We start from the raw sequence: 17,244 nt of genomic DNA, 5'->3' as shown, positions 1-17,244 counted from the left end.
AGGACATCGATTTAATCCAACGTTAGTTCTCACCATGAAGTTCACTGCAGTTCTCGCACTTCTCTTGCTCACAACGACCTATTCTTTGGGCAACGACAGAGCTATCCGAGCTATGGCACAGGGGCAAAAAGGCTATACAGAAAAAGAGATTCATGAAGAAATCTCAAAAGGCTGCGATGGCACTGGAGACATGGCTCTTTGCGCTTGGTATGGCTACTACACGAAGGACGTCGCTCTGAACGATACCTATCGGCTATTGATGCGACGCTTGGTGAGTACCGACTTGAAAAATGCTCTGCGCAAATCGCAGAAGGCATGGCTTGAGTTCCGCGACTCGGATTGCATGTTCTCCACGGGGGACTGGGAAGGAGGAAGCTTCCGCCGTGTAGCGATCGCCATGTGTTGGCAAGAGATGACGGATAGGCGCGAGAAAGAGCTTGCTGAAATCTTGAAGTGCAAGGAAGGAACTTGCTTCGAGCTACAAGACACCAAGTCTGCGGAGCCCGACCCCCGACCTGCTCTTGATAAAGCCATTCGAGATGGAATTATTCGTAAAGCAACGGCAGAAGATGTAAGAAAATTTCGGGATGCATACATTGACAAAAACTACACCAGGAAAAACCTCCTGGTGCCAGTGACAGAAGATGCTCTTTCTGTAGCCGAAACGGACTTATCGCGTGCCTATGTGGTGCTTGACAAGTTCACTTACCCTTCTGGTTTGGTAAACGAATATAGAGCAACCTTCTTTGTTCCCATAGGCGTTCCTGAGCCCAGCGGTGACATCGGTCATTCAGCGTTTTACGATTTTGGAACCCTCACTGTAGTGTGTACCGCTGCGAGAGCTGCTGCGAGAACAGGTTTTGTGTCTTGCTGATGAGAGGGCAGCAGAAATCAACAAGGTTTGGGTTGAGTCGGCGGTAAATGCTTGCCTACCGAAAAGAAAAAGCCTCCACAAAGGAGGCATTTTTAATGCGGAAAATCGACTGTCACCAGAAGTGACCTCAGCGATCACCGGTAAGTGACCACTATCGCTATTTCCGCCTGAATTGGTGCCGGAGAGATGAATCGAACACCCGACCTTCTCATTACGAATGAGCTGCTCTACCGACTGAGCTACACCGGCTTTTTATGAAATACAGCCTTCAATTATAGCCCGGAGTGGTAGGAGGTCACCCGTTCGACCTCATTTTTGGAGCCGAGGATCACGCTGACCCGTTCGTGCAGCTTGGTGGGCTGCAGGTCCAGGATGCGCTGTTTGCCGTTGGTGGCGGCGCCACCGGCCTGCTCGATGAGCCAGCTCATGGGGTTGGCTTCGTACATCAGGCGCAGTTTTCCTGCCTTTTCGGGCTCGCGTTTGTCCCAGGGGTAGAGGAAGATGCCGCCGCGGCACAGAATGCGGTGCACGTCGGCCACCATGGCGGCGATCCAGCGCATGTTGAAGTCCTTGCCGCGCGGACCGTCCTTGCCGGCCAGCAGCTCGTCCACGTAGCGCTTGACCGGGGCGTCCCAGTGGCGCATGTTGCTCATGTTGATGGCGAACTCTTTGGTGTCGGCCGGGATCTGCACGTTTTCCTCGATCAGCACAAAGGAGCCCTGCTCACGGTCCAGCGTGAACATGGCGACGCCGTCACCGACGGTCAGCACCAGGGTGGTCTGCGGGCCGTAGATGCAGTAACCCGCCGCTACCTGCTTGTGGCCGGCCTGCAGGAAGTCGCCTTCATCCACACCGCGATCGCCCTCGGGCATTTTCAGCACGCTGAAAATGGTGCCAATGCTGACGTTGATGTCGATGTTGCTGGAGCCGTCGAGCGGGTCGAACAGCAGCAGGTATTCACCTTGGGGGTAGCGATTCGGCACCACGTAAATGCCTTCCATTTCCTCGCTGGCCATGCCGGCCAGGTGGCCGCCCCATTCATTGGCCTCAATCAGCACTTCGTTGGCAATGATGTCCAGCTTCTTCTGGATCTCTCCCTGCACGTTCTCGCTTTCGGCGCTGCCCATGCCGCTGCCGAGCGCACCCTTGTTGACGGCCTGGCTGATGCTCTTGCAGGCGCGGGCGACCACTTCGAGCAGCAGGCGAAGCTGCGAGGGAATGTGACCGTCGATGCGCTGCTGCTCGATCAGGTAGCGGGTCAGGGAGATTTTTTGGGACATAGGGGGCTCCGTTCGATTGAGGGATAGTTCGTTTGGACAGCGTATGGCTGGGCGGGGCGCTTAGCCAGGCTCGCCTTGCTGTTCGCGTTCTTCAAATTCGGCAAGCGTGGTCAGGGCGTCGTCCAGCAGGTCCTCGTCGTCCTTCGCACGGGCAATGTCCACGCGTTGCTGAAAGAGGGCGCGCGCTTCGGCGGGCTGGTCCGTTTCGTGCGCGAGCACGCCGAGCTGGAACAAGGTGTCCAGCACGATGTCGGTGTCCTGCAAGGCCTGGCCCAGCGCCAGGCGCTGTTGCAGCCAGGCCTGCGCCTGCGCATGCTCGCCGAGCTCGTAGGTATTTTGCGCCAGGTTGTTGATGAGGCCGGAGAGGCGCTTGTCCGTGCCGGAGCCGAAGGCGCTTTGTGCATCTGCCAGCAGTTGCCGGTTGTGTGCCAGCGCCTCGGCGAAGCGGCCGGCCTCGTGCAGGGCATAGCCGATCTCTTCGCGGATGCCCAGCTTCTGGTCGGCGCCCAGCGTGGCGCCTTCGTGCGCGGCCCAGTGAGCCGACTGCTGAAGGTGCTCGACGGCGGTGTCATATTCCTCGACTTCCAGGGCCGACTCGCCGATGGCGTAATGCTGTTCGTAGCGCTCGGTGGGCGTGAGGCTGCCCTTGGCAGCGCGGATGGCCAGGGCGCGCAGGCCTAGGGGCAGGCCCTCGGCATCCAGCTGGCGTTTGCGGAACACCACGAACTGCAACCACAGCAAGTCAGTCAGCTCGACGGAGTCGGCGCCCAGGGCCTCGGCCAGAGGCTCAAGCGCGGCCAGGTCGGCTGACATGCGCGAACCGCTGAACATGCCGCTGGCGTCGTACACGGTGTCGCGCAGCGGGTTGAACTTCTTCGCAAACCGCTGTGCGGGGGTATTGAATGTGAAGAATGCCATGGCGGGTGCCGTACGCGTTCAGTCGGCCAGTGCGCGAGAGACGACTTCGTGTGTGTCTTTGCTCAAATCAGTCTTGGCTGCAACGCGCGCGATCGCCTCGCGCGCCGCGCTGCGGTAGGGCTCGGCCAGCTTGCTCCAGCGGTCCAGCGCGCGCGCCAGGCGGGCGGCCACTTGCGGATTGATGGTGTCGAGCTCCATCACGCGGTCGCTCCAGAACACATAACCCGCGGCGTCCGCGCGGTGGAAGGCGGCCGGGTTACCCTGGCAGTAGGTGCTGACCACGCTGCGCGCGCGGTTGGGGTTGCGCAGGCTGAAGTCGGCATGCTTCATGAGTTGCTTCACGGCTGGCAGGATGTTGCCGTTCCGATCCGGCGCGCCGGCCTGCAGACCAAACCATTTGTCGATGACCAGGGCTTCGTCCTTGAACATGGCGTGGAACAGCGGCAACGCCTCGGCGGCCAGGGCATGGCCGCTGGAGACCAGCGCGGCCAGCGCGTTGAAGCGGTCGGTCATGTTGCCGGCGTCCTTGAAGCGCTGCAGGGTCTTGCCCGGCCAGACGGTATCGCCAGAGGCCTGGGCCGCCAGGCACAGATGCGTGAGTGCCATTCCCGCGAGCGCGCGGCGGCCCGAGGAGGCCGGGTCAGGCGTGTAAGCGCCGGTATCGTGGTTGGCCTCGTACACGGCTTGCCAGTCGGCTGCCAGGGCTGTGGCCAGCTGCAGGCGCATGGCTTCGCGCACTGCATGAATGCGCTGCGGGTCCACCACATCCAGCTGCTCGGCCAGGTAGGTTTCAGACGGCAGGGTCAGCACCAGTTCTTTAAATGCAGAGTCCAGCGCGGGGTGGCGCAGCACCTGGCGCATCGCATCCAGATAAGCATCGTCGAGCACCGCAACCGTTACGGAGCCTGCGCCACCAGCTATTGATTTGATAGCGCGGTTGACCGCCAGGCGTTGTCCGGCTTCCCAGCGGTTGAAGGGGTCGCTGTCATGCGCCAGCAGGTGCAGCAGCTGGGCATCGGTGTAGTCAAACTCCAGCACCACCGGGGCGGTGAAGCCGCGCAGGATGGAGGGCACCGGCTCGGCATCGATGTTGACGAAAGTCAGCGTCTCGCTGGCCTGCGTCAGCACTACGGTACGGGTGCGGGCAGGGGCCTGGCTCTCACCGGCCAGCTGCAGCGGCAAGTCCTGGCCGTCTGCGCCCAGCAGGCCCAGGCCGACCGGTATGACAAACGGTTCCTTCACGGCTTGCCCTGCCGTGGGCATGCAGCTTTGCGACAGCATGAGGGTGTAGGTGCGCGCCGCCGCGTCATAAGCACCCTGGGCGTGCACACGCGGCGTGCCGGCCTGGCTGTACCAGCGCTTGAACTGCGGCAGGAGGCGCGCCAGGTCCGACATCGGGTTGGCGTCGGCAATCGCCTGCGCGAAGTCGTCGCAGGTCACGGCGTGGCCGTCGTGGCGCTCAAAGTAGAGCGTCATGCCGCGGGCAAAGCCCTCACGGCCCACCAGTGTCTGCATCATGCGGACGACTTCGGCGCCCTTTTCATAAATGGTGACGGTGTAGAAGTTGCTGATCTCGACATAGCTGTCGGGTCGCACCGGGTGGGCCATGGGGCCGGCATCTTCGGGGAACTGCGCGGTGCGCAGCACGCGCACGTCTTCGATGCGTTTGACGGCGCGGGCTGAGGCCTCGCCGCACAGGTCTTGTGAAAACTCCTGGTCGCGGAACACCGTGAGGCCTTCCTTCAGGCTGAGCTGGAACCAGTCGCGGCAGGTGACGCGATTGCCCGTCCAGTTGTGGAAGTACTCGTGGCCGACCACGCTTTCAATATTGGAGAAATCAACGTCGGTGGCGGTGGCCTGGTTGGCCAGCACGTACTTGGTGTTGAAGATGTTCAGGCCCTTGTTTTCCATCGCGCCCATGTTGAAGTCGCTGGTGGCGACGATCATGAAGCGCTCCAGGTCCAGCGGCAGGCCGAAGCGAGCCTCGTCCCAGGCGACCGAATGCATCAGCGAAGTCATGGCGTGCTCGGTCTTGTCCAGGTCGCCGGGGCGCACATAAACCTGCAGCGTGTGCTGCTTGCCGGCACGCGAGGTGATGCGCTGCTCGCGACTGACCAACTGGCCAGCCACCAGGGCAAAGAGGTAGCTCGGTTTCTTGTGCGGGTCTACCCACTTGGCAAAATGCCGCGCGCCGTTGGGGCCGGGCTCCAGCGGGCCCTGGCTGACCAGGTTGCCGTTGGACAGCAGCACCGGGTACTGCACCTTGTCGGCGCGCAGGGTCACGGTGTAGCTGGCCATCACATCCGGGCGATCCAGGAAATAGGTGATGCGCCTGAAACCTTCGGCCTCGCACTGCGTGAAGAAGGAGTTGTTGCTGACGTACAGGCCCATCAGCTTGGTGTTTTTGGCGGGGCAGGTGGTGGTGAAAATTTCCAGCTCGAAGGGCTCGGTGCCTTCTGGCAGGTTTTCCAGCACCAGCTGGTTGCCTTCCATCTTGAATGAGGTGCCCTGGCCGTTCACCAGAACGCGGGAGAGATTGAGCTCTTCGCCGTCCAGCTTCAGGGCTTGTGCCGGCACGTCCGGGTTGCGGCGCAGGCTCATCTTGTTGAGCACGCGCGTTTTCTGCGGGTCCAGGTCAAAGCACAGATCGACCGTGTCGATCCAGTAGGCGGGCGCGACGTAGTCGGCGCGGTTGATGACCACCGCGGCGCCGGGGCTCGCTCCGTCAAGCATATGCAGCATGGTTAATTCCTGAAAATCAAAATTTCACAACTTCCGGAGCGCGTCGAAAGGCACACGCTCACACGCCCTCACACACCTTGTTTGAGTGAGGCTTCAATAAACACGTCCAGGTCGCCGTCCAGCACTTTCTGCGTGGCCGAGACTTCCACATTGGTGCGCAGGTCCTTGATGCGGCTGTTGTCCAGCACATAGCTGCGGATCTGGTGGCCCCAACCCACATCGGTTTTGGTGTCTTCGAGTTTTTGCTGCGCTTCCTGTTGCTTGCGCAATTCGAAGTCATACAGCCGCGAACGCAGGCGCTTCCAGGCCACGTCGCGGTTGCTGTGCTGGCTGCGGCCGTCCTGGCACTGCACCACAATGCCGGTCGGAATGTGCGTCAGGCGCACGGCCGAGTCGGTCTTGTTGATGTGCTGGCCGCCGGCGCCGCTGGCGCGGAAGGTGTCGGTGCGTACGTCTGAAGGGTTGATCTCGATCTCGATGGAGTCATCGATCTCGGGGTAGACAAACACCGAAGCGAACGAGGTGTGGCGCCCGCCGGACGAATCGAACGGCGACTTGCGCACCAGGCGGTGTACGCCGGTTTCGGTGCGCAGCAGGCCGAAAGCGTATTCGCCCTCGATCTTGATGGTCGCACCCTTGATACCGGCCGTGTCGCCGGGCGACTCGTCCTCAACGGTGGTTTTGAAACCCTTGCGTTCGGCGTACTTGAGGTACTGGCGCAGCAGCATGCTGGCCCAGTCGCAGGCTTCGGTGCCGCCCGCGCCGGCCTGGATGTCCAGGAAGCAGGGCAGGGGGTCGGCCGGGTTGTTGAACATCCGGCGGAATTCCATCTTTTCGACTTCCGCAGCCACCTTGGCGGCTTCGCCTTCAATCGTCTGCATGCCGGCGTCGTCGCCCTCGGCCTTGGACATCTCGAAGAGCTCGGTGTTGTCGGCCAGCTCGGCGCTCAGGCGGTCGATCACATGGACCACGTCTTCCAGCGATTTCTTTTCCCTGCCGAGTTCCTGCGCGCGTTTGGGGTTGTCCCAGACCTTCGGGTCTTCCAGTGCGGCGTTGACTTCGTTCAGCTTTCGTTCTTTGGCAGGGTAGTCAAAGATACCCCCGAAGTTCATTGACCCGGTTGCTGAGGTCCACGAGCTGGTTGCTGATGAGGTTGATGCGTTCTGCGTCCATGATTTTTTTGTCCTGAAATGGGTGATCGCCGCATTGGCGGCTGAACCCGCTATTTTCTCATGATGCGGTGCCTTTCAGTCCAGAAAGCCCTCAATCAGTGTTGCCAGCTGTTCCGGCTGGTCGTGGTGCAGCATGTGGCCGGCATCCTGGATCACGGCGACACGGGCTTCGCGCACCTGTTTGAGCCGCTCGTGGTACTCGGCCAGGGAGTATTTGCCCTGCCACCAGGTGGCCAGTGAATCGTCGGACGCCTCGACGGCCAGCACCGGCGCGCTGATGCAGCGGTAGACCTCGAGGGCTTCATCGACGCGGTAGAGCTGCGCGCTGGTGATCTTGTGGGCAGCTTCTCCCAGAATCTCCCATTTCCCTTCGGCATTTTTCCGGGACCAATGGCTGGCCAGCCAGCCGGCCTTGTCGGCGGACAGGCGCGGGTTGGTTCTCATCAGGCGGCGCGCCACACCGGCCACGTCGGCATAGGCTTTGAGTTCCAGCTCGCCCCGATGCAGGCTTTTGAGTTCATTCATCCATTGGGCATAGCGCCCGGGAGCCTGCCCAGCCTGGCTGGACGGCAGGCCAAAGCCTTCCAGATTGACCAGCCTGCGGATGCGCGCCGGCCGCACGCCCGCGTACAGCATGGCGACATTGCCGCCCATGCTGTGGCCTACCAGGTCAACGGGTTTGTCGCCTGCGTAATGGTCAAGCAGAAAATCCAGGTCCGCCAGGTAATCGGGAAACCAATAATTGTCAGCAGGGTTGCCTGCGGGGCCGGAGCCGGTCAACCCGAAACCGCGCCAGTCGGGCGCGATGATGGTCCGGCCGCTGACGAAGGCATCCGACAGCGCATCAACCATGAACTGGTAGGAGGCCGCCACATCCATCCAGCCGTGCACCAGAACCAGCGGCGGCAATGAGGGGCTCGCGCCTGCTGCGCTTTCCCAGAGCCACACGTGGTAACTCAAGCCACGTATAGGGACAAACTCGCTGCGTGATGATCGTTTTTCTTTGTACATTGGTTCCCATGATAAAGAGACACGAGTTGACGCGCAGTCAAAACAGGGACAAGCCGGCCGGTCCCAAATCCCCCGCCGTCGGGCAAGCCGACCAGTACGCAGCGCTGCACGCCGGCTTCCGCTGGCAGGTTGACGAGCACTTCAACATCGCCGAAGTGTGTTGCAGCCGCTGGGCCAGGGGTGAAGGTGCAACGGCGGGCGCTACTAAAAGAATAGCTGTTCGCGCTCACCAGCCGGGCGCTGCAGCCGTTTCTTATACCTATTCGGAACTGCAGGGCGCTGCCGATGCCTTGAGCCACGTGCTGGCCGGCCTGGGCGTTCAGCGCGGCGACCGCGTTGCCATCGTGATGCCGCAACGTTTTGAAACCGCTGTGGCTTATATGGCGGTGTTCCAGATGGGGGCGGTCGCCATGCCGCTGTCCATGCTGTTCGGCCCTGACGCGCTCGAATATCGTCTGCAGGACAGCGATGCGGTGCTGGCTATTTGCGACGAAAGTTCGATTGACAGCCTGAATGCCATCCGCGGCAACTGTCCGGCGTTGCGCACGGTGGTGGCAGCAGGTACGGCGCAGGGCAAAGGTGACGTGGACTACGAGACTGCGTTAGCGACACATAGGAGCGCCTTCACCGCCGTCAAGACCAAGGCCGACGAAGGCGCGATCCTGATCTACACCAGCGGTACCACCGGCCCACCCAAGGGCGCGCTGCTGCCGCACCGTGCCTTGGTCGGCAACCTGCCTGGATTCATCTGTAGCCAGAACTGGTTTGGCTTTGATGCCCGGACGAATAAAAAATCCGACGCGGTTTTCTGGTCGCCTGCCGACTGGGCGTGGACTGGCGGTTTGATGGACGCCTTGCTGCCCAGCCTGTACTTCGGCCGGCCCATCGTTGCCTTCAATGGCCGCTTTAGCCCCGAGCTGGCCTTCAGCCTGATGGCGGAGCAGGGGGTCACGCACACCTTTCTGTTCCCGACGGCCCTCAAGGCCATGATGAAGGCCTACCCCCGGCCCAGACAGCATTTCAAACTGAAACTGCAAGCCATGATGAGTGCCGGCGAAGCCGTGGGCGATGCCGTGTTTGCGTACTGCCAGGAGCAGCTGGGCGTCACCGTCAATGAAATGTTCGGGCAGACCGAAATCAACTATGTGGTGGGCAACTGCAGCCGCTTCTGGCCCGCCCGGCCGGGCAGCATGGGCAAAGGCTACCCGGGCCACCGCGTGGCGGTGATTGATGACGAAGGCAAGGAATGCGCGGTGGGCGTGCCGGGCGATGTGTCGGTCAACCGCTACGACATCCACGGCGACCCCGACCCGATTTTCTTTCTCGGCTACTGGAAGAAAGAAGAGTCCACCCGCGGCAAGTTCACCGGCGACTGGTGCCGCACCGGCGACCTGGCAAGGCGCGATGCCGACGGCTACCTCTGGTACGAAGGCCGCGCCGACGATGTCTTCAAGGCCGCCGGCTACCGCATCGGCCCCGGCGAGATCGAGAACTGCCTGGTCAAGCACGCAGCCGTCGCCAACGCCGCCGTGGTGCCCAAGCCCGACCGCGAGCGCGGCGCAGTCGTGAAAGCCTATGTGGTGCTTGCTCCTGATTTGATAGCTGCTCGCGCCCGTCACCCGGGCGGTACAGCCCGATTTGATGATGAGTTGACGCTGCAGCTGCAAGCCCACGTCAAGACCATGCTGGCGCCGTACGAGTACCCGAAAGAGATTGAGTTCATTGATGCGCTACCGATGACGACCACTGGCAAGGTGCAAAGGCGTGTGCTGCGGTTGCAGGAAGAAGAACGTTTCAAAGCATCAAAAGCGTAGCAGCGAACCGCCATAAAAAAAGCACCCGAAGGTGCTTTTTTTGTTCCAGCGGGCGACGCGGAACTGGCTTTGCCAGGCCGCAGGCGCCGTCCCCTGCAAGGGGAGAACGCACTACACGAAGTGAGTGCGGACAGGGGTGTGTCAACGTCCAGCGACTTGCTCAGCCACATAGATTTCAACGCGGCGGTTCTTGTCACGGCCCTGCTGTGAGTTGTTGTCGGCAACCGGCTCGCGCGAACCGCGGCCGTCCGTCACGATGCGGGTACGCGCCACACCGCGGCTGACCAGGTAATCGCGGGCCGAATCGGCACGGTCAATGGACAGCGGGTTGTTGATGGCGTCAGAGCCGGTGTTGTCAGTGTGGCCGATGATGGTCACGGTCGTCACCGGGTTCTGGTTCAGGCTGGTGGCGAACTGGTTCAGGATGGGGGCGAAGTTCGGCTTGATGGCGGAACGGCCCACGTCAAAAGAAACGTCGCTCGGGATGTCGAGCTTCAGGCGGTTGTCGGTGGTCTGGCTGACGGCCACACCGGTACCGACGGTCGCTTTTTCCATGGCGGCTTTCTGGTCCTGCATTTTCTTGGACCAGATATAACCACCGCCGGCGCCTACAGCGCCGCCCAGAACAGCACCGGTGGCGGCGCCTTTGGATCCGCCGGTCGCTGCACCCAGCACGGCCCCTGCCACAGCGCCAATACCGGCGCCCTTGGCGGTGCCCTGTTGTGTTTCGCTCATGTTGGCGCAGCCGGAGAGGGTCAACGCAGCCAGCGCCGCACAGGTAATGGATGTGATGGTCAGTTTGTTCATGAAATGCTCCTCGGAAAGTGAATGTAGTTAATCTAGATATCGGAGTGAAGGAGAGCGGTTGTCGGTCTCACTTCAATCAGCAGCGCATTAAAGCGCGGGTGTGTGAATACTAGGCATGCAAAAAGTGAGCAGTTGTAAGACAAGGGCGCGAGATAGGCGCGCCTGCACGCCGTTTACGGAGACCTTAAACTAGCCGTTTTGTCAATTCCGTGAATTCCGTCACAGCGTTTTTGCTGTCGTACGGCCTCTTCAATCTCACATGTGGCTCCTCCATGAATAAAGTTCAACTCGGCTCCAGCGACCTTCACGTGACCCCCATTTGCCTGGGCACCATGACATTCGGCGAGCAGGTGGATGAGCCCACGTCCCATGCCATCCTGGACCGCTCACTGGAGCGCGGCGTCAACTTTCTCGACACCGCCGAAATGTATTCGGTGCCGGCGCGCGCCGAGACCTGCGGTTCGACCGAAACCATCATCGGCAACTGGTTCGCGAAAAATCCTTCCGCACGCAACAAGCTGGTGCTTGCTACCAAGGTAGCCGGACCTTCGCGCGGCATGCCCTGGGTGCGTGAAGGCAGCGGCATGACGGCCCAAGACATTCTGGCTTCGTGCGATGCCAGCCTGAAGCGGCTGAAGACCGATGTCATCGACCTCTACCAGATTCATTGGCCTGAACGCCACGTGCCGGCGTTTGGCGCGCTGTATTACAACCCTGCGCAAGAGCGCTCGGCCACGTCGATCCATGAGCAGCTCGAGGCACTCGGCGCTTTGGTGAAAGCCGGAAAGGTGCGTTTTATCGGGCTTTCCAACGAAACCCCGTATGGCGTGCACGAGTTTGTGCGCCTGGCCGAGCAGCATGGCCTGCCGCGTGTGGCGACGGTGCAGAACCCATACTGCCTCGTCAACCGCACGGTGGAAAACGGCCTGGACGAAACCATGCACCGCCTGGGTGTCTCGTTGCTGGCCTATTCGCCCCTGGGCTTCGGCTTGCTCACAGGCAAATACGACCAGTCCGGCACTGAAGGCCCGGCCGCGCCCAAAGATGCACGCATCGCAAAATTCGAGTCGGTGCGCAAACAACGCTGGGGCCGCCCCGAGGCACTGGCCGCCGCCCGGCGCTACAACGCGCTGGCGCGTGACAACAAGCTGACCCCGACCCAGCTGGCGCTGGCGTTCTGCTACACCAAGTGGCATGTGGCCAGCACCATCATCGGCGTGACGACGGTCGCGCAACTGGACGAAGACCTGGATGCCTGGGGCACCAAGCTCACGCCGGAAGTACTTGCCGAAATCGACAAAATCCGATGGGAAACGCGCGACCCAGCCTTGTAAGCTGCGGTCTGCTGCGCACGTTGCGTCATGGCAAAAAAAGATCACGTCAGCGAAACCCAGGCTACCGCCTTGCTTAAGGCCAGCAAGGTCGCCTTCACTGAGCACCCCTACGAATACCTTGAGCACGGCGGAGCGCAGCATAGCGCCGAGGTGCTTGGCTTCGATCCTTTCACTGTCGTCAAAACATTGGTCATGCAGGACCAGGATGCCAAACCGTTGCTGGTGCTGATGCACGGCAACCGCAAGGTCTCGACCAAAAACCTGGCGCGCCAGATCGGCGCCAAATCGGTCGAACCCTGCAAGCCCGAAGTCGCCAACCGCCACAGCGGCTACCTGGTCGGCGGCACATCGCCTTTCGGCACGCGCAGGGCAATGCCGGTGTATATCGAGGAAAGCATCCTGGCCCTGCCCAAAATCGCCATCAACGGCGGGCGGCGGGGCTACCTGATTGGTATTGACCCGCAGGTTTGTGTCACCTTGCTGGGTGCAAAATCAGTCAACTGCGCCTTAGAACCTGTTTAATGTCTTTTTGGAGATCGCATTGGCGTGCAATCGGGATGAGTGGATGCTTCGGATGCGCCGCATGGGCTGGAGCCCATGCAAGCTGCCGGGGCGTCCAATCGCCCGATTTCACGCCAACCCTTCGGGCAAGTGCCTTTTCGGGCGATCTGCGGCGTTGCGGCGCTTGCCCATAGCTGGGCTATGGGCTGCACACCGCGCCTTGCATCCCATCCCGAAAAGGTACTTGTGCGACTCCAAAAAGACATTAAACAGGTTCTCAGTATGGACAACGCAACGGGCCACGGCTGAAATGCCGGTGGCCACCACATAACAAGGGAGATGAATTTGGACTACGTGTATTCAGCCGGCGCGACCTTGCTGGCCTACCTGATCGGCTCGCTGTCGTTTGCCGTCATCGTCAGCCGGGTGATGGGTTTGAGCGACCCCCGCAGCTACGGCAGCAAGAACCCCGGTGCCACCAACGTGCTGCGTTCCGGCAGCAAAGCTGCGGCGGCAATCACGTTACTGCTGGACGGCCTCAAGGGTTGGGTGCCGGTGGTGCTTGTCAAATGGTTTGGCGGTGACTATGGCCTCGGCGAAGGAACAATGGCTGCCGTGGGGCTGGCGGCTTTTCTGGGCCATCTTTACCCGGTGTTTTTCCAGTTCAAGGGCGGCAAGGGTGTGGCGACTGCAGCGGGGGTGTTGCTGGGCGTCAGCTGGGTATTGGGTGTTGCCACGCTGGCAACCTGGCTGATCGTGGCCTTTTTCTCGCGCTATTCCTCACTGGCATCACTGGTGGCGGCCGTTTTTTCGCCGCTGTATTACCTGTTTGGCGACCGGGCCGCCTGGTATGTCGACAAGAGTCTGCTGGCCATGATGGTCGTGGTCAGTGCGCTCCTGATCTATCGCCACCGCGAGAACATCAACAAGCTGATCAAGGGAACGGAGTCGAAGCTCGGTGGTTCAAAACAGGCCGCCAAGTAGGCGAGGGCCGTAACACGCTGCGGCAGGCTAGTAACGCTTGTCCAGCGTCATCAGGTTGTTGTCGCGCTTCATCTGAAAACGCGATAAAAAGCTGTTGCCCAACAGCAGAAAAGGCATGGGTTGCGGTGTCACCACGGCATCGACATCAAAGACTTCGACATCGCCCACGCGCACCGAGTTGAGCTTGATGCGGTAGCCCGGTGTAACACCGTTGGCTGTCGACATGCGCACCGGCTGGCCCTCTTTATAGTTGATGCCAGCGCGTTCGGCGTCAGCGACACTCATGGCAACGTTCGTGGCGCCGGTGTCAACCATGAACTGCACGGCCTTCCCGTTGATCTGCCCGGCCGTCATGAAGTGGCCGCCACCGCTTTCGCTGATGGTGATTCGCGTCCCCCGTCCGGCCGAGGCAGTGTTGCCACCTGAGTTCACCGGGGCATCGCCCACCCGCAAGGTGTGGCGCTTGCCGCCCTGCTCAATGACCGCCTGGTCGCTGGTGGTGGAAATAATCTTCACGCCCTGGTGTGTTTCACCGGGCGCGACACTCTTGGGTGAACCGCCGTTGACCACCAGCAGGGCCTTGGTGCCCATCATGCCGGCCAGAGCCACTGACTGGCCTTCGTTCTGTGCCCGGGCGGCACCGTGCAGCAGCAAAGACGCGGACAGCAAAAATGCTGCTTGGGTGAGGGCAGGCAGAAGGTTCATGGCAATCCTAATCGCGACGGTTGTCAAAACTCAGCGGAAAGTCCTTCATCTCCGACAGGATCAGCGCCATGGCGGCCTGCAGGTCGTCGCGCTTGGCGCCCGTGACGCGGACTTTTTCTTCCTGGATGGCGGCCTGCACCTTGAGTTTGCTGGTCTTGATGGCGGCCTGGATCTTCTTGGCGGTTTCGGTGTCGATGCCATTGCGGACCTTGTTGGTCTGCTTGACCTTGTCGCCGCCGATTTTTTCGATCTTGCCGGTGTCCAGAAAGCGCACGTCAACGCCTGCCTTGGCGAGCTTGGAGCGCAGGATGTCATTGATCTGGTCGATCTGGAAGTCGCCGTCGCCGACGAGAATGATGTCCTTGTCCTTCAACTCGATCGATGCGGAAGTGCCCTTGAAGTCAAAGCGATTGCCGACTTCCTTGCCGGTGTTTTCCACGGCGTTTTTGACCTTGACCAGATCGGCTTCAAGAACGGTGTCGAAAGAGGGCATGGTGCAAGTCTTTTTTTCGGGGGTTGGAGTGAGACAATCACCCGGATGTTAGTCGAGAAAAACGTTCCACTCCAGCATTCCAACACCTTTGGCATCGTCGCCAAGGCGCTCAGCCTGGTGCGGGTGACAAAGGAGGCCGATATTGCCGCGTCTTTGCAGGACCCGGCCCTGAAGGCCTCCCCCAAGTTTGTGCTGGGCGGCGGAAGCAATATCGTGCTGACCGGGGACGTCAAGCCGCTGGTGCTCAAGGTCGAAATCATGGGTAAACGGCTGCTTAGGGAAGACGCCAAGGCCTGGATTATTGAGGCCGGCGCCGGTGAAAACTGGCACGACCTTGTCACCTGGACGCTGCAAAACGGCTACCCGGGCCTGGAAAACCTGGCATTAATTCCCGGAACGGTCGGCGCCTCACCGGTGCAGAACATCGGCGCCTATGGCGTGGAGCTGCAAGACCGCTTTGAGTCGCTCGACGCCATCGATTTGACGACCGGCCAGTCATTTACCCTGAATGCCGCGCAATGCGCGTTTGGCTACCGTGATTCGGTGTTCAAACACAGCAGTTCGGCGCCGGAGTCAGCTACCCATGGTTTTGGGCTGGAGGGCAAGGCGTTTATCACGCGGGTGCGCTTTTCCCTTCCCAAGGCGTGGAAGCCGGTGCTGGGCTATGCCGACATCGACAAAAAAATGGCGCAGTCCGGCATTCAGGCGCCCGACGCACAGCAAATTTACGACTGGATCTGCGAAATCCGCAAAGCCAAGCTGCCTGATCCGCAGGTGATCGGCAACGCCGGCAGCTTTTTCAAGAACCCGACTGTCTCACCCGAGCAATGCGCCGACATCATCCAGAGGGAGCCCAAAATCGTTCACTACCACCTCGCCGACGGCACGGTCAAGCTGGCCGCCGGATGGCTCATTGACGCCTGCGGCTGGAAGGGCAAGACCATCGGCAATGCCGGTGTCTATGAAAAACAGGCACTGGTGCTGGTTAACCGCGGCGGCACGGCCGACCCGGTCACGGGCGGCGAGGTCATGACGCTGGCCAAGGCCATCCAGACCAGTGTGTACGAACGCTTTGGCATCCTGCTGGAGCCTGAACCGGTGGTGGTCTGATGGCAACCGCCGGTAAGGTCTACACCGGGCCCGACATCGCGCTCTGGCGCCGCCTGGTGCTGCGCCATGCGCGGCAGCTTGCGGTCGTGCTGATCGTTCTCTGGGTGGTGCTGATGATGGCTGGCGAGGCCGGCTGGCGCAAACCGACGGGGCTGGCAACCGGAATATTCGGGCTGGTCGCCGCCATGGTGGTGCTGGCTGTGTGGGCAACACGTGAACGCGAACGCCTGGTGCGCGAGGCGCCGCTGCCGCAGTTCCTCAAGCGCAAGCTGCGCGACACCTACCCGCACCTGAGCGCAAAAGACACCGAGCTGGTCGAGCGCGGGCTTCGGCAGTTCTTCCTGGCCTGCGTGCGCAGCAAGGGCAAGTTTGTGGCCATGCCGTCGCGCGTGGTCGACAGCATGTGGCACGAATTCATCCTGCACACGCGCGCCTACCGCGAGTGGTGCGACCTCGTTCTGGGCCGTTTCATGGACCATGTGCCGGCCGAAGTGCTGGGCCGCCGCGCTTCCAGCAACGACGGCCTGCGGCGCGCCTGGTACTGGGCCTGCCGCGACGAAGCCATCAAGCCGCGCTCGCCCAGCCGCCTGCCGCTGCTCTTTGCCCTGGACGCGAAGCTGGCGATTCCCAACGGCTTTCATTACCTGCCCGATTGCAGCCAGCCTCAGCGCGACGACGGAACAGGCGGTTCAGCGGGCGCTTATTGCGGCGAAAGCTTTTCCGACGGCAGCTACAGCGGCGATGCGGATGGGTTTGGCGGCTCCGACAGCAGTAGCAGTAACTCCAGTGACGCAGGCAGTGATGGCGGTAGCGACGGTGGTGGATGCGGCGGCGGTTGCGGCGGGGGTGGCGACTAATGTTTGGCAGAGGGAGGAGAGGCCACCGAAAAAGCCGCCCGAAGGCGGCTTTTTGACGTCTGCTATGTTTTTAGTAGCTGCTCGCGCTTGTTAGACGGGGGCTTCGAGCACTTTTGATACAAAAAATGAGGGTTTTGAAGCCTTCAGAGCAGTTTCTAAAGCTTGTGAGCGCCCTTTGCCCCCTAGCGGTTGGCCAAGGGCCTAAAAAGAGAGATTATGTTGAATTGCACTGAAGTCTGACCCGAGTTTTCCATCGAATCTTGACCCACACTCTTTGTGAGCAGAAGGTGCTCACGATGTGGATAAGTTCTTGATCTTCTCCTTTTTGGGCTGAGTCTTTGCAGAGCTGTTTTTGAACCGATAGCTGTCGTTTCCAGTCTCAAGGATATGACATTGTGTGGATCTGCCTCAAAGTGCGCCGCTGTTTCCGCGATTTTGTTGCCTCGATTACCAGCCAGGTGGCCAGCTTCTCGGCGTAGGGATCGAGCTTGCTTGAGCTGACCCGTCTTGGGTACTTAGGCTCGCTCTCCTCTGATCGCAGGTGCTTCTTCACGGTGTTGCGAGCCAGGCCTGTACGCCTTGAGATCTCGCGGATGGACATCTGATCCCGCAATGCCCAACGTCTGATGACATTCAATGTCG

At 60.9% G+C, this 17,244-nt stretch carries 15 protein-coding genes, 1 tRNA gene and 2 pseudogenes; 7 read left to right on the top strand and 11 right to left on the bottom strand.

What is annotated here, in order from left to right:
- Positions 1 to 34: 34 nt before the first annotated feature.
- Positions 35 to 874: a lysozyme inhibitor LprI family protein gene (locus AC1DYQ_RS20490; protein WP_477688339.1), complete on the top strand. Its 840-nt coding sequence runs from the start codon at positions 35 to 37 to the stop codon at positions 872 to 874.
- Positions 875 to 1,047: 173 nt separating this feature from the next.
- On the opposite strand, the gene AC1DYQ_RS20485 is transcribed toward AC1DYQ_RS20490, so the two are convergent.
- From AC1DYQ_RS20485 to AC1DYQ_RS20460, 6 genes are all read right to left on the bottom strand, one after another.
- Positions 1,048 to 1,123, bottom strand: a tRNA-Thr gene (locus AC1DYQ_RS20485).
- Between the two features lie 23 nt (positions 1,124 to 1,146).
- Positions 1,147 to 2,154: a class 1 fructose-bisphosphatase gene (locus AC1DYQ_RS20480; RefSeq protein ID WP_477688338.1), complete on the bottom strand. Its 1,008-nt coding sequence runs from the start codon at positions 2,152 to 2,154 to the stop codon at positions 1,147 to 1,149.
- 60 nt (positions 2,155 to 2,214) lie between these two features.
- Positions 2,215 to 3,072 carry a tetratricopeptide repeat protein gene (locus AC1DYQ_RS20475; protein ID WP_477688337.1) on the bottom strand — a complete coding sequence of 286 codons (858 nt, stop codon included), beginning with the start codon at positions 3,070 to 3,072 and terminating at the stop codon, positions 2,215 to 2,217.
- Between the two features lie 18 nt (positions 3,073 to 3,090).
- The gene (pepN, locus tag AC1DYQ_RS20470) at positions 3,091 to 5,814 is read right to left on the bottom strand and encodes an aminopeptidase N (RefSeq protein ID WP_477688336.1); all 2,724 of its coding nucleotides are present in this window, start codon (positions 5,812 to 5,814) and stop codon (positions 3,091 to 3,093) included.
- Positions 5,815 to 5,882: 68 nt separating this feature from the next.
- Positions 5,883 to 6,987, bottom strand: a protein-coding gene (gene prfB, locus AC1DYQ_RS20465) for a peptide chain release factor 2 (RefSeq protein ID WP_477647881.1) whose coding sequence is annotated in 2 segments (ribosomal slippage) — positions 5,883 to 6,905 and positions 6,907 to 6,987 — 1,104 coding nt in all. Because the reading frame shifts where the segments join, the coding sequence is not laid out codon by codon here.
- 74 nt (positions 6,988 to 7,061) lie between these two features.
- Positions 7,062 to 7,997, bottom strand: coding sequence for an alpha/beta fold hydrolase (locus AC1DYQ_RS20460; protein ID WP_477688335.1), 936 nt, complete (start codon positions 7,995 to 7,997; stop codon positions 7,062 to 7,064).
- An 8-nt stretch (positions 7,998 to 8,005) separates the two neighbouring features.
- On the opposite strand from AC1DYQ_RS20460, the gene AC1DYQ_RS20455 reads away from it, so the two are divergent.
- A complete protein-coding gene (locus tag AC1DYQ_RS20455; protein ID WP_477688334.1) occupies positions 8,006 to 9,811 on the top strand; it encodes an acetate--CoA ligase in 1,806 nt (601 codons plus the stop codon).
- 141 nt (positions 9,812 to 9,952) lie between these two features.
- Here the strand turns inward: AC1DYQ_RS20455 and AC1DYQ_RS20450 are convergent, their stop codons facing one another.
- A complete protein-coding gene (locus AC1DYQ_RS20450; protein ID WP_477688333.1) occupies positions 9,953 to 10,618 on the bottom strand; it encodes a YiaD family glycine zipper/OmpA-like lipoprotein in 666 nt (221 codons plus the stop codon).
- A 272-nt stretch (positions 10,619 to 10,890) separates the two neighbouring features.
- On the opposite strand from AC1DYQ_RS20450, the gene AC1DYQ_RS20445 reads away from it, so the two are divergent.
- From AC1DYQ_RS20445 to plsY, 3 genes are all read left to right on the top strand, one after another.
- Positions 10,891 to 11,952 carry an aldo/keto reductase gene (locus AC1DYQ_RS20445; RefSeq protein ID WP_477688332.1) on the top strand — a complete coding sequence of 354 codons (1,062 nt, stop codon included), beginning with the start codon at positions 10,891 to 10,893 and terminating at the stop codon, positions 11,950 to 11,952.
- Positions 11,953 to 11,979: 27 nt separating this feature from the next.
- Positions 11,980 to 12,474, top strand: a complete 495-nt coding sequence (locus AC1DYQ_RS20440) for an aminoacyl-tRNA deacylase (protein WP_477688331.1) — start codon at positions 11,980 to 11,982, stop codon at positions 12,472 to 12,474.
- Positions 12,475 to 12,798: 324 nt separating this feature from the next.
- A complete protein-coding gene (gene plsY, locus AC1DYQ_RS20435; protein ID WP_477688409.1) occupies positions 12,799 to 13,437 on the top strand; it encodes a glycerol-3-phosphate 1-O-acyltransferase PlsY in 639 nt (212 codons plus the stop codon).
- Positions 13,438 to 13,464: 27 nt separating this feature from the next.
- On the opposite strand, the gene AC1DYQ_RS20430 is transcribed toward plsY, so the two are convergent.
- Both AC1DYQ_RS20430 and AC1DYQ_RS20425 read right to left on the bottom strand, forming a co-directional pair.
- Positions 13,465 to 14,142 carry a retropepsin-like aspartic protease family protein gene (locus tag AC1DYQ_RS20430; RefSeq protein WP_477688330.1) on the bottom strand — a complete coding sequence of 226 codons (678 nt, stop codon included), beginning with the start codon at positions 14,140 to 14,142 and terminating at the stop codon, positions 13,465 to 13,467.
- Between the two features lie 7 nt (positions 14,143 to 14,149).
- Entirely contained in the window at positions 14,150 to 14,635 is a 486-nt protein-coding gene (locus AC1DYQ_RS20425; RefSeq protein WP_477688329.1) for a YajQ family cyclic di-GMP-binding protein, read from the bottom strand.
- Positions 14,636 to 14,680: 45 nt separating this feature from the next.
- On the opposite strand from AC1DYQ_RS20425, the gene murB reads away from it, so the two are divergent.
- Positions 14,681 to 15,745, top strand: a complete 1,065-nt coding sequence (gene murB, locus AC1DYQ_RS20420) for a UDP-N-acetylmuramate dehydrogenase (RefSeq protein WP_477688328.1) — start codon at positions 14,681 to 14,683, stop codon at positions 15,743 to 15,745.
- Positions 15,745 to 16,602, top strand: a complete 858-nt coding sequence (locus AC1DYQ_RS20415; RefSeq protein WP_477688327.1) for a glycine-rich domain-containing protein — start codon at positions 15,745 to 15,747, stop codon at positions 16,600 to 16,602. The genes murB and AC1DYQ_RS20415 overlap by 1 nt, the downstream gene beginning before the upstream one ends.
- 291 nt (positions 16,603 to 16,893) lie before the next feature.
- Here AC1DYQ_RS20415 and AC1DYQ_RS20410 read toward each other — a convergent pair.
- Both AC1DYQ_RS20410 and AC1DYQ_RS20405 read right to left on the bottom strand, forming a co-directional pair.
- A pseudogene (locus AC1DYQ_RS20410) lies at positions 16,894 to 16,995 on the bottom strand (ATP-binding protein); the annotation flags it as partial.
- 4 nt (positions 16,996 to 16,999) lie between these two features.
- A pseudogene (locus AC1DYQ_RS20405) lies at positions 17,000 to 17,244 on the bottom strand (IS21 family transposase); the annotation flags it as partial.

The sequence above is a fragment of the Polaromonas sp. P1_F4 genome, from assembly GCF_056405675.1.
Note: the sequence above shows the minus strand (reverse complement) of the source record. Positions and strands in the feature narration are given on the sequence as shown.

Excerpts from the sequence above, each read along its gene's own strand:
- murB (WP_477688328.1), top strand. The coding sequence starts at position 14,681 with ATGTTAGTCGAGAAAAACGTTCCACTCCAGCATTCCAACACCTTTGGC.
- AC1DYQ_RS20475 (WP_477688337.1), bottom strand. The coding sequence starts at position 3,072 with ATGGCATTCTTCACATTCAATACCCCCGCACAGCGGTTTGCGAAGAAG.
- AC1DYQ_RS20460 (WP_477688335.1), bottom strand. The coding sequence starts at position 7,997 with ATGTACAAAGAAAAACGATCATCACGCAGCGAGTTTGTCCCTATACGT.
- AC1DYQ_RS20425 (WP_477688329.1), bottom strand. The coding sequence starts at position 14,635 with ATGCCCTCTTTCGACACCGTTCTTGAAGCCGATCTGGTCAAGGTCAAA.
- AC1DYQ_RS20455 (WP_477688334.1), top strand. The coding sequence starts at position 8,006 with ATGATAAAGAGACACGAGTTGACGCGCAGTCAAAACAGGGACAAGCCG.
- AC1DYQ_RS20445 (WP_477688332.1), top strand. The coding sequence starts at position 10,891 with ATGAATAAAGTTCAACTCGGCTCCAGCGACCTTCACGTGACCCCCATT.
- AC1DYQ_RS20490 (WP_477688339.1), top strand. The coding sequence starts at position 35 with ATGAAGTTCACTGCAGTTCTCGCACTTCTCTTGCTCACAACGACCTAT.
- AC1DYQ_RS20430 (WP_477688330.1), bottom strand. The coding sequence starts at position 14,142 with ATGAACCTTCTGCCTGCCCTCACCCAAGCAGCATTTTTGCTGTCCGCG.
- AC1DYQ_RS20415 (WP_477688327.1), top strand. The coding sequence starts at position 15,745 with ATGGCAACCGCCGGTAAGGTCTACACCGGGCCCGACATCGCGCTCTGG.
- AC1DYQ_RS20480 (WP_477688338.1), bottom strand. The coding sequence starts at position 2,154 with ATGTCCCAAAAAATCTCCCTGACCCGCTACCTGATCGAGCAGCAGCGC.
- AC1DYQ_RS20440 (WP_477688331.1), top strand. The coding sequence starts at position 11,980 with ATGGCAAAAAAAGATCACGTCAGCGAAACCCAGGCTACCGCCTTGCTT.
- pepN (WP_477688336.1), bottom strand. The coding sequence starts at position 5,814 with ATGCTGCATATGCTTGACGGAGCGAGCCCCGGCGCCGCGGTGGTCATC.
- AC1DYQ_RS20450 (WP_477688333.1), bottom strand. The coding sequence starts at position 10,618 with ATGAACAAACTGACCATCACATCCATTACCTGTGCGGCGCTGGCTGCG.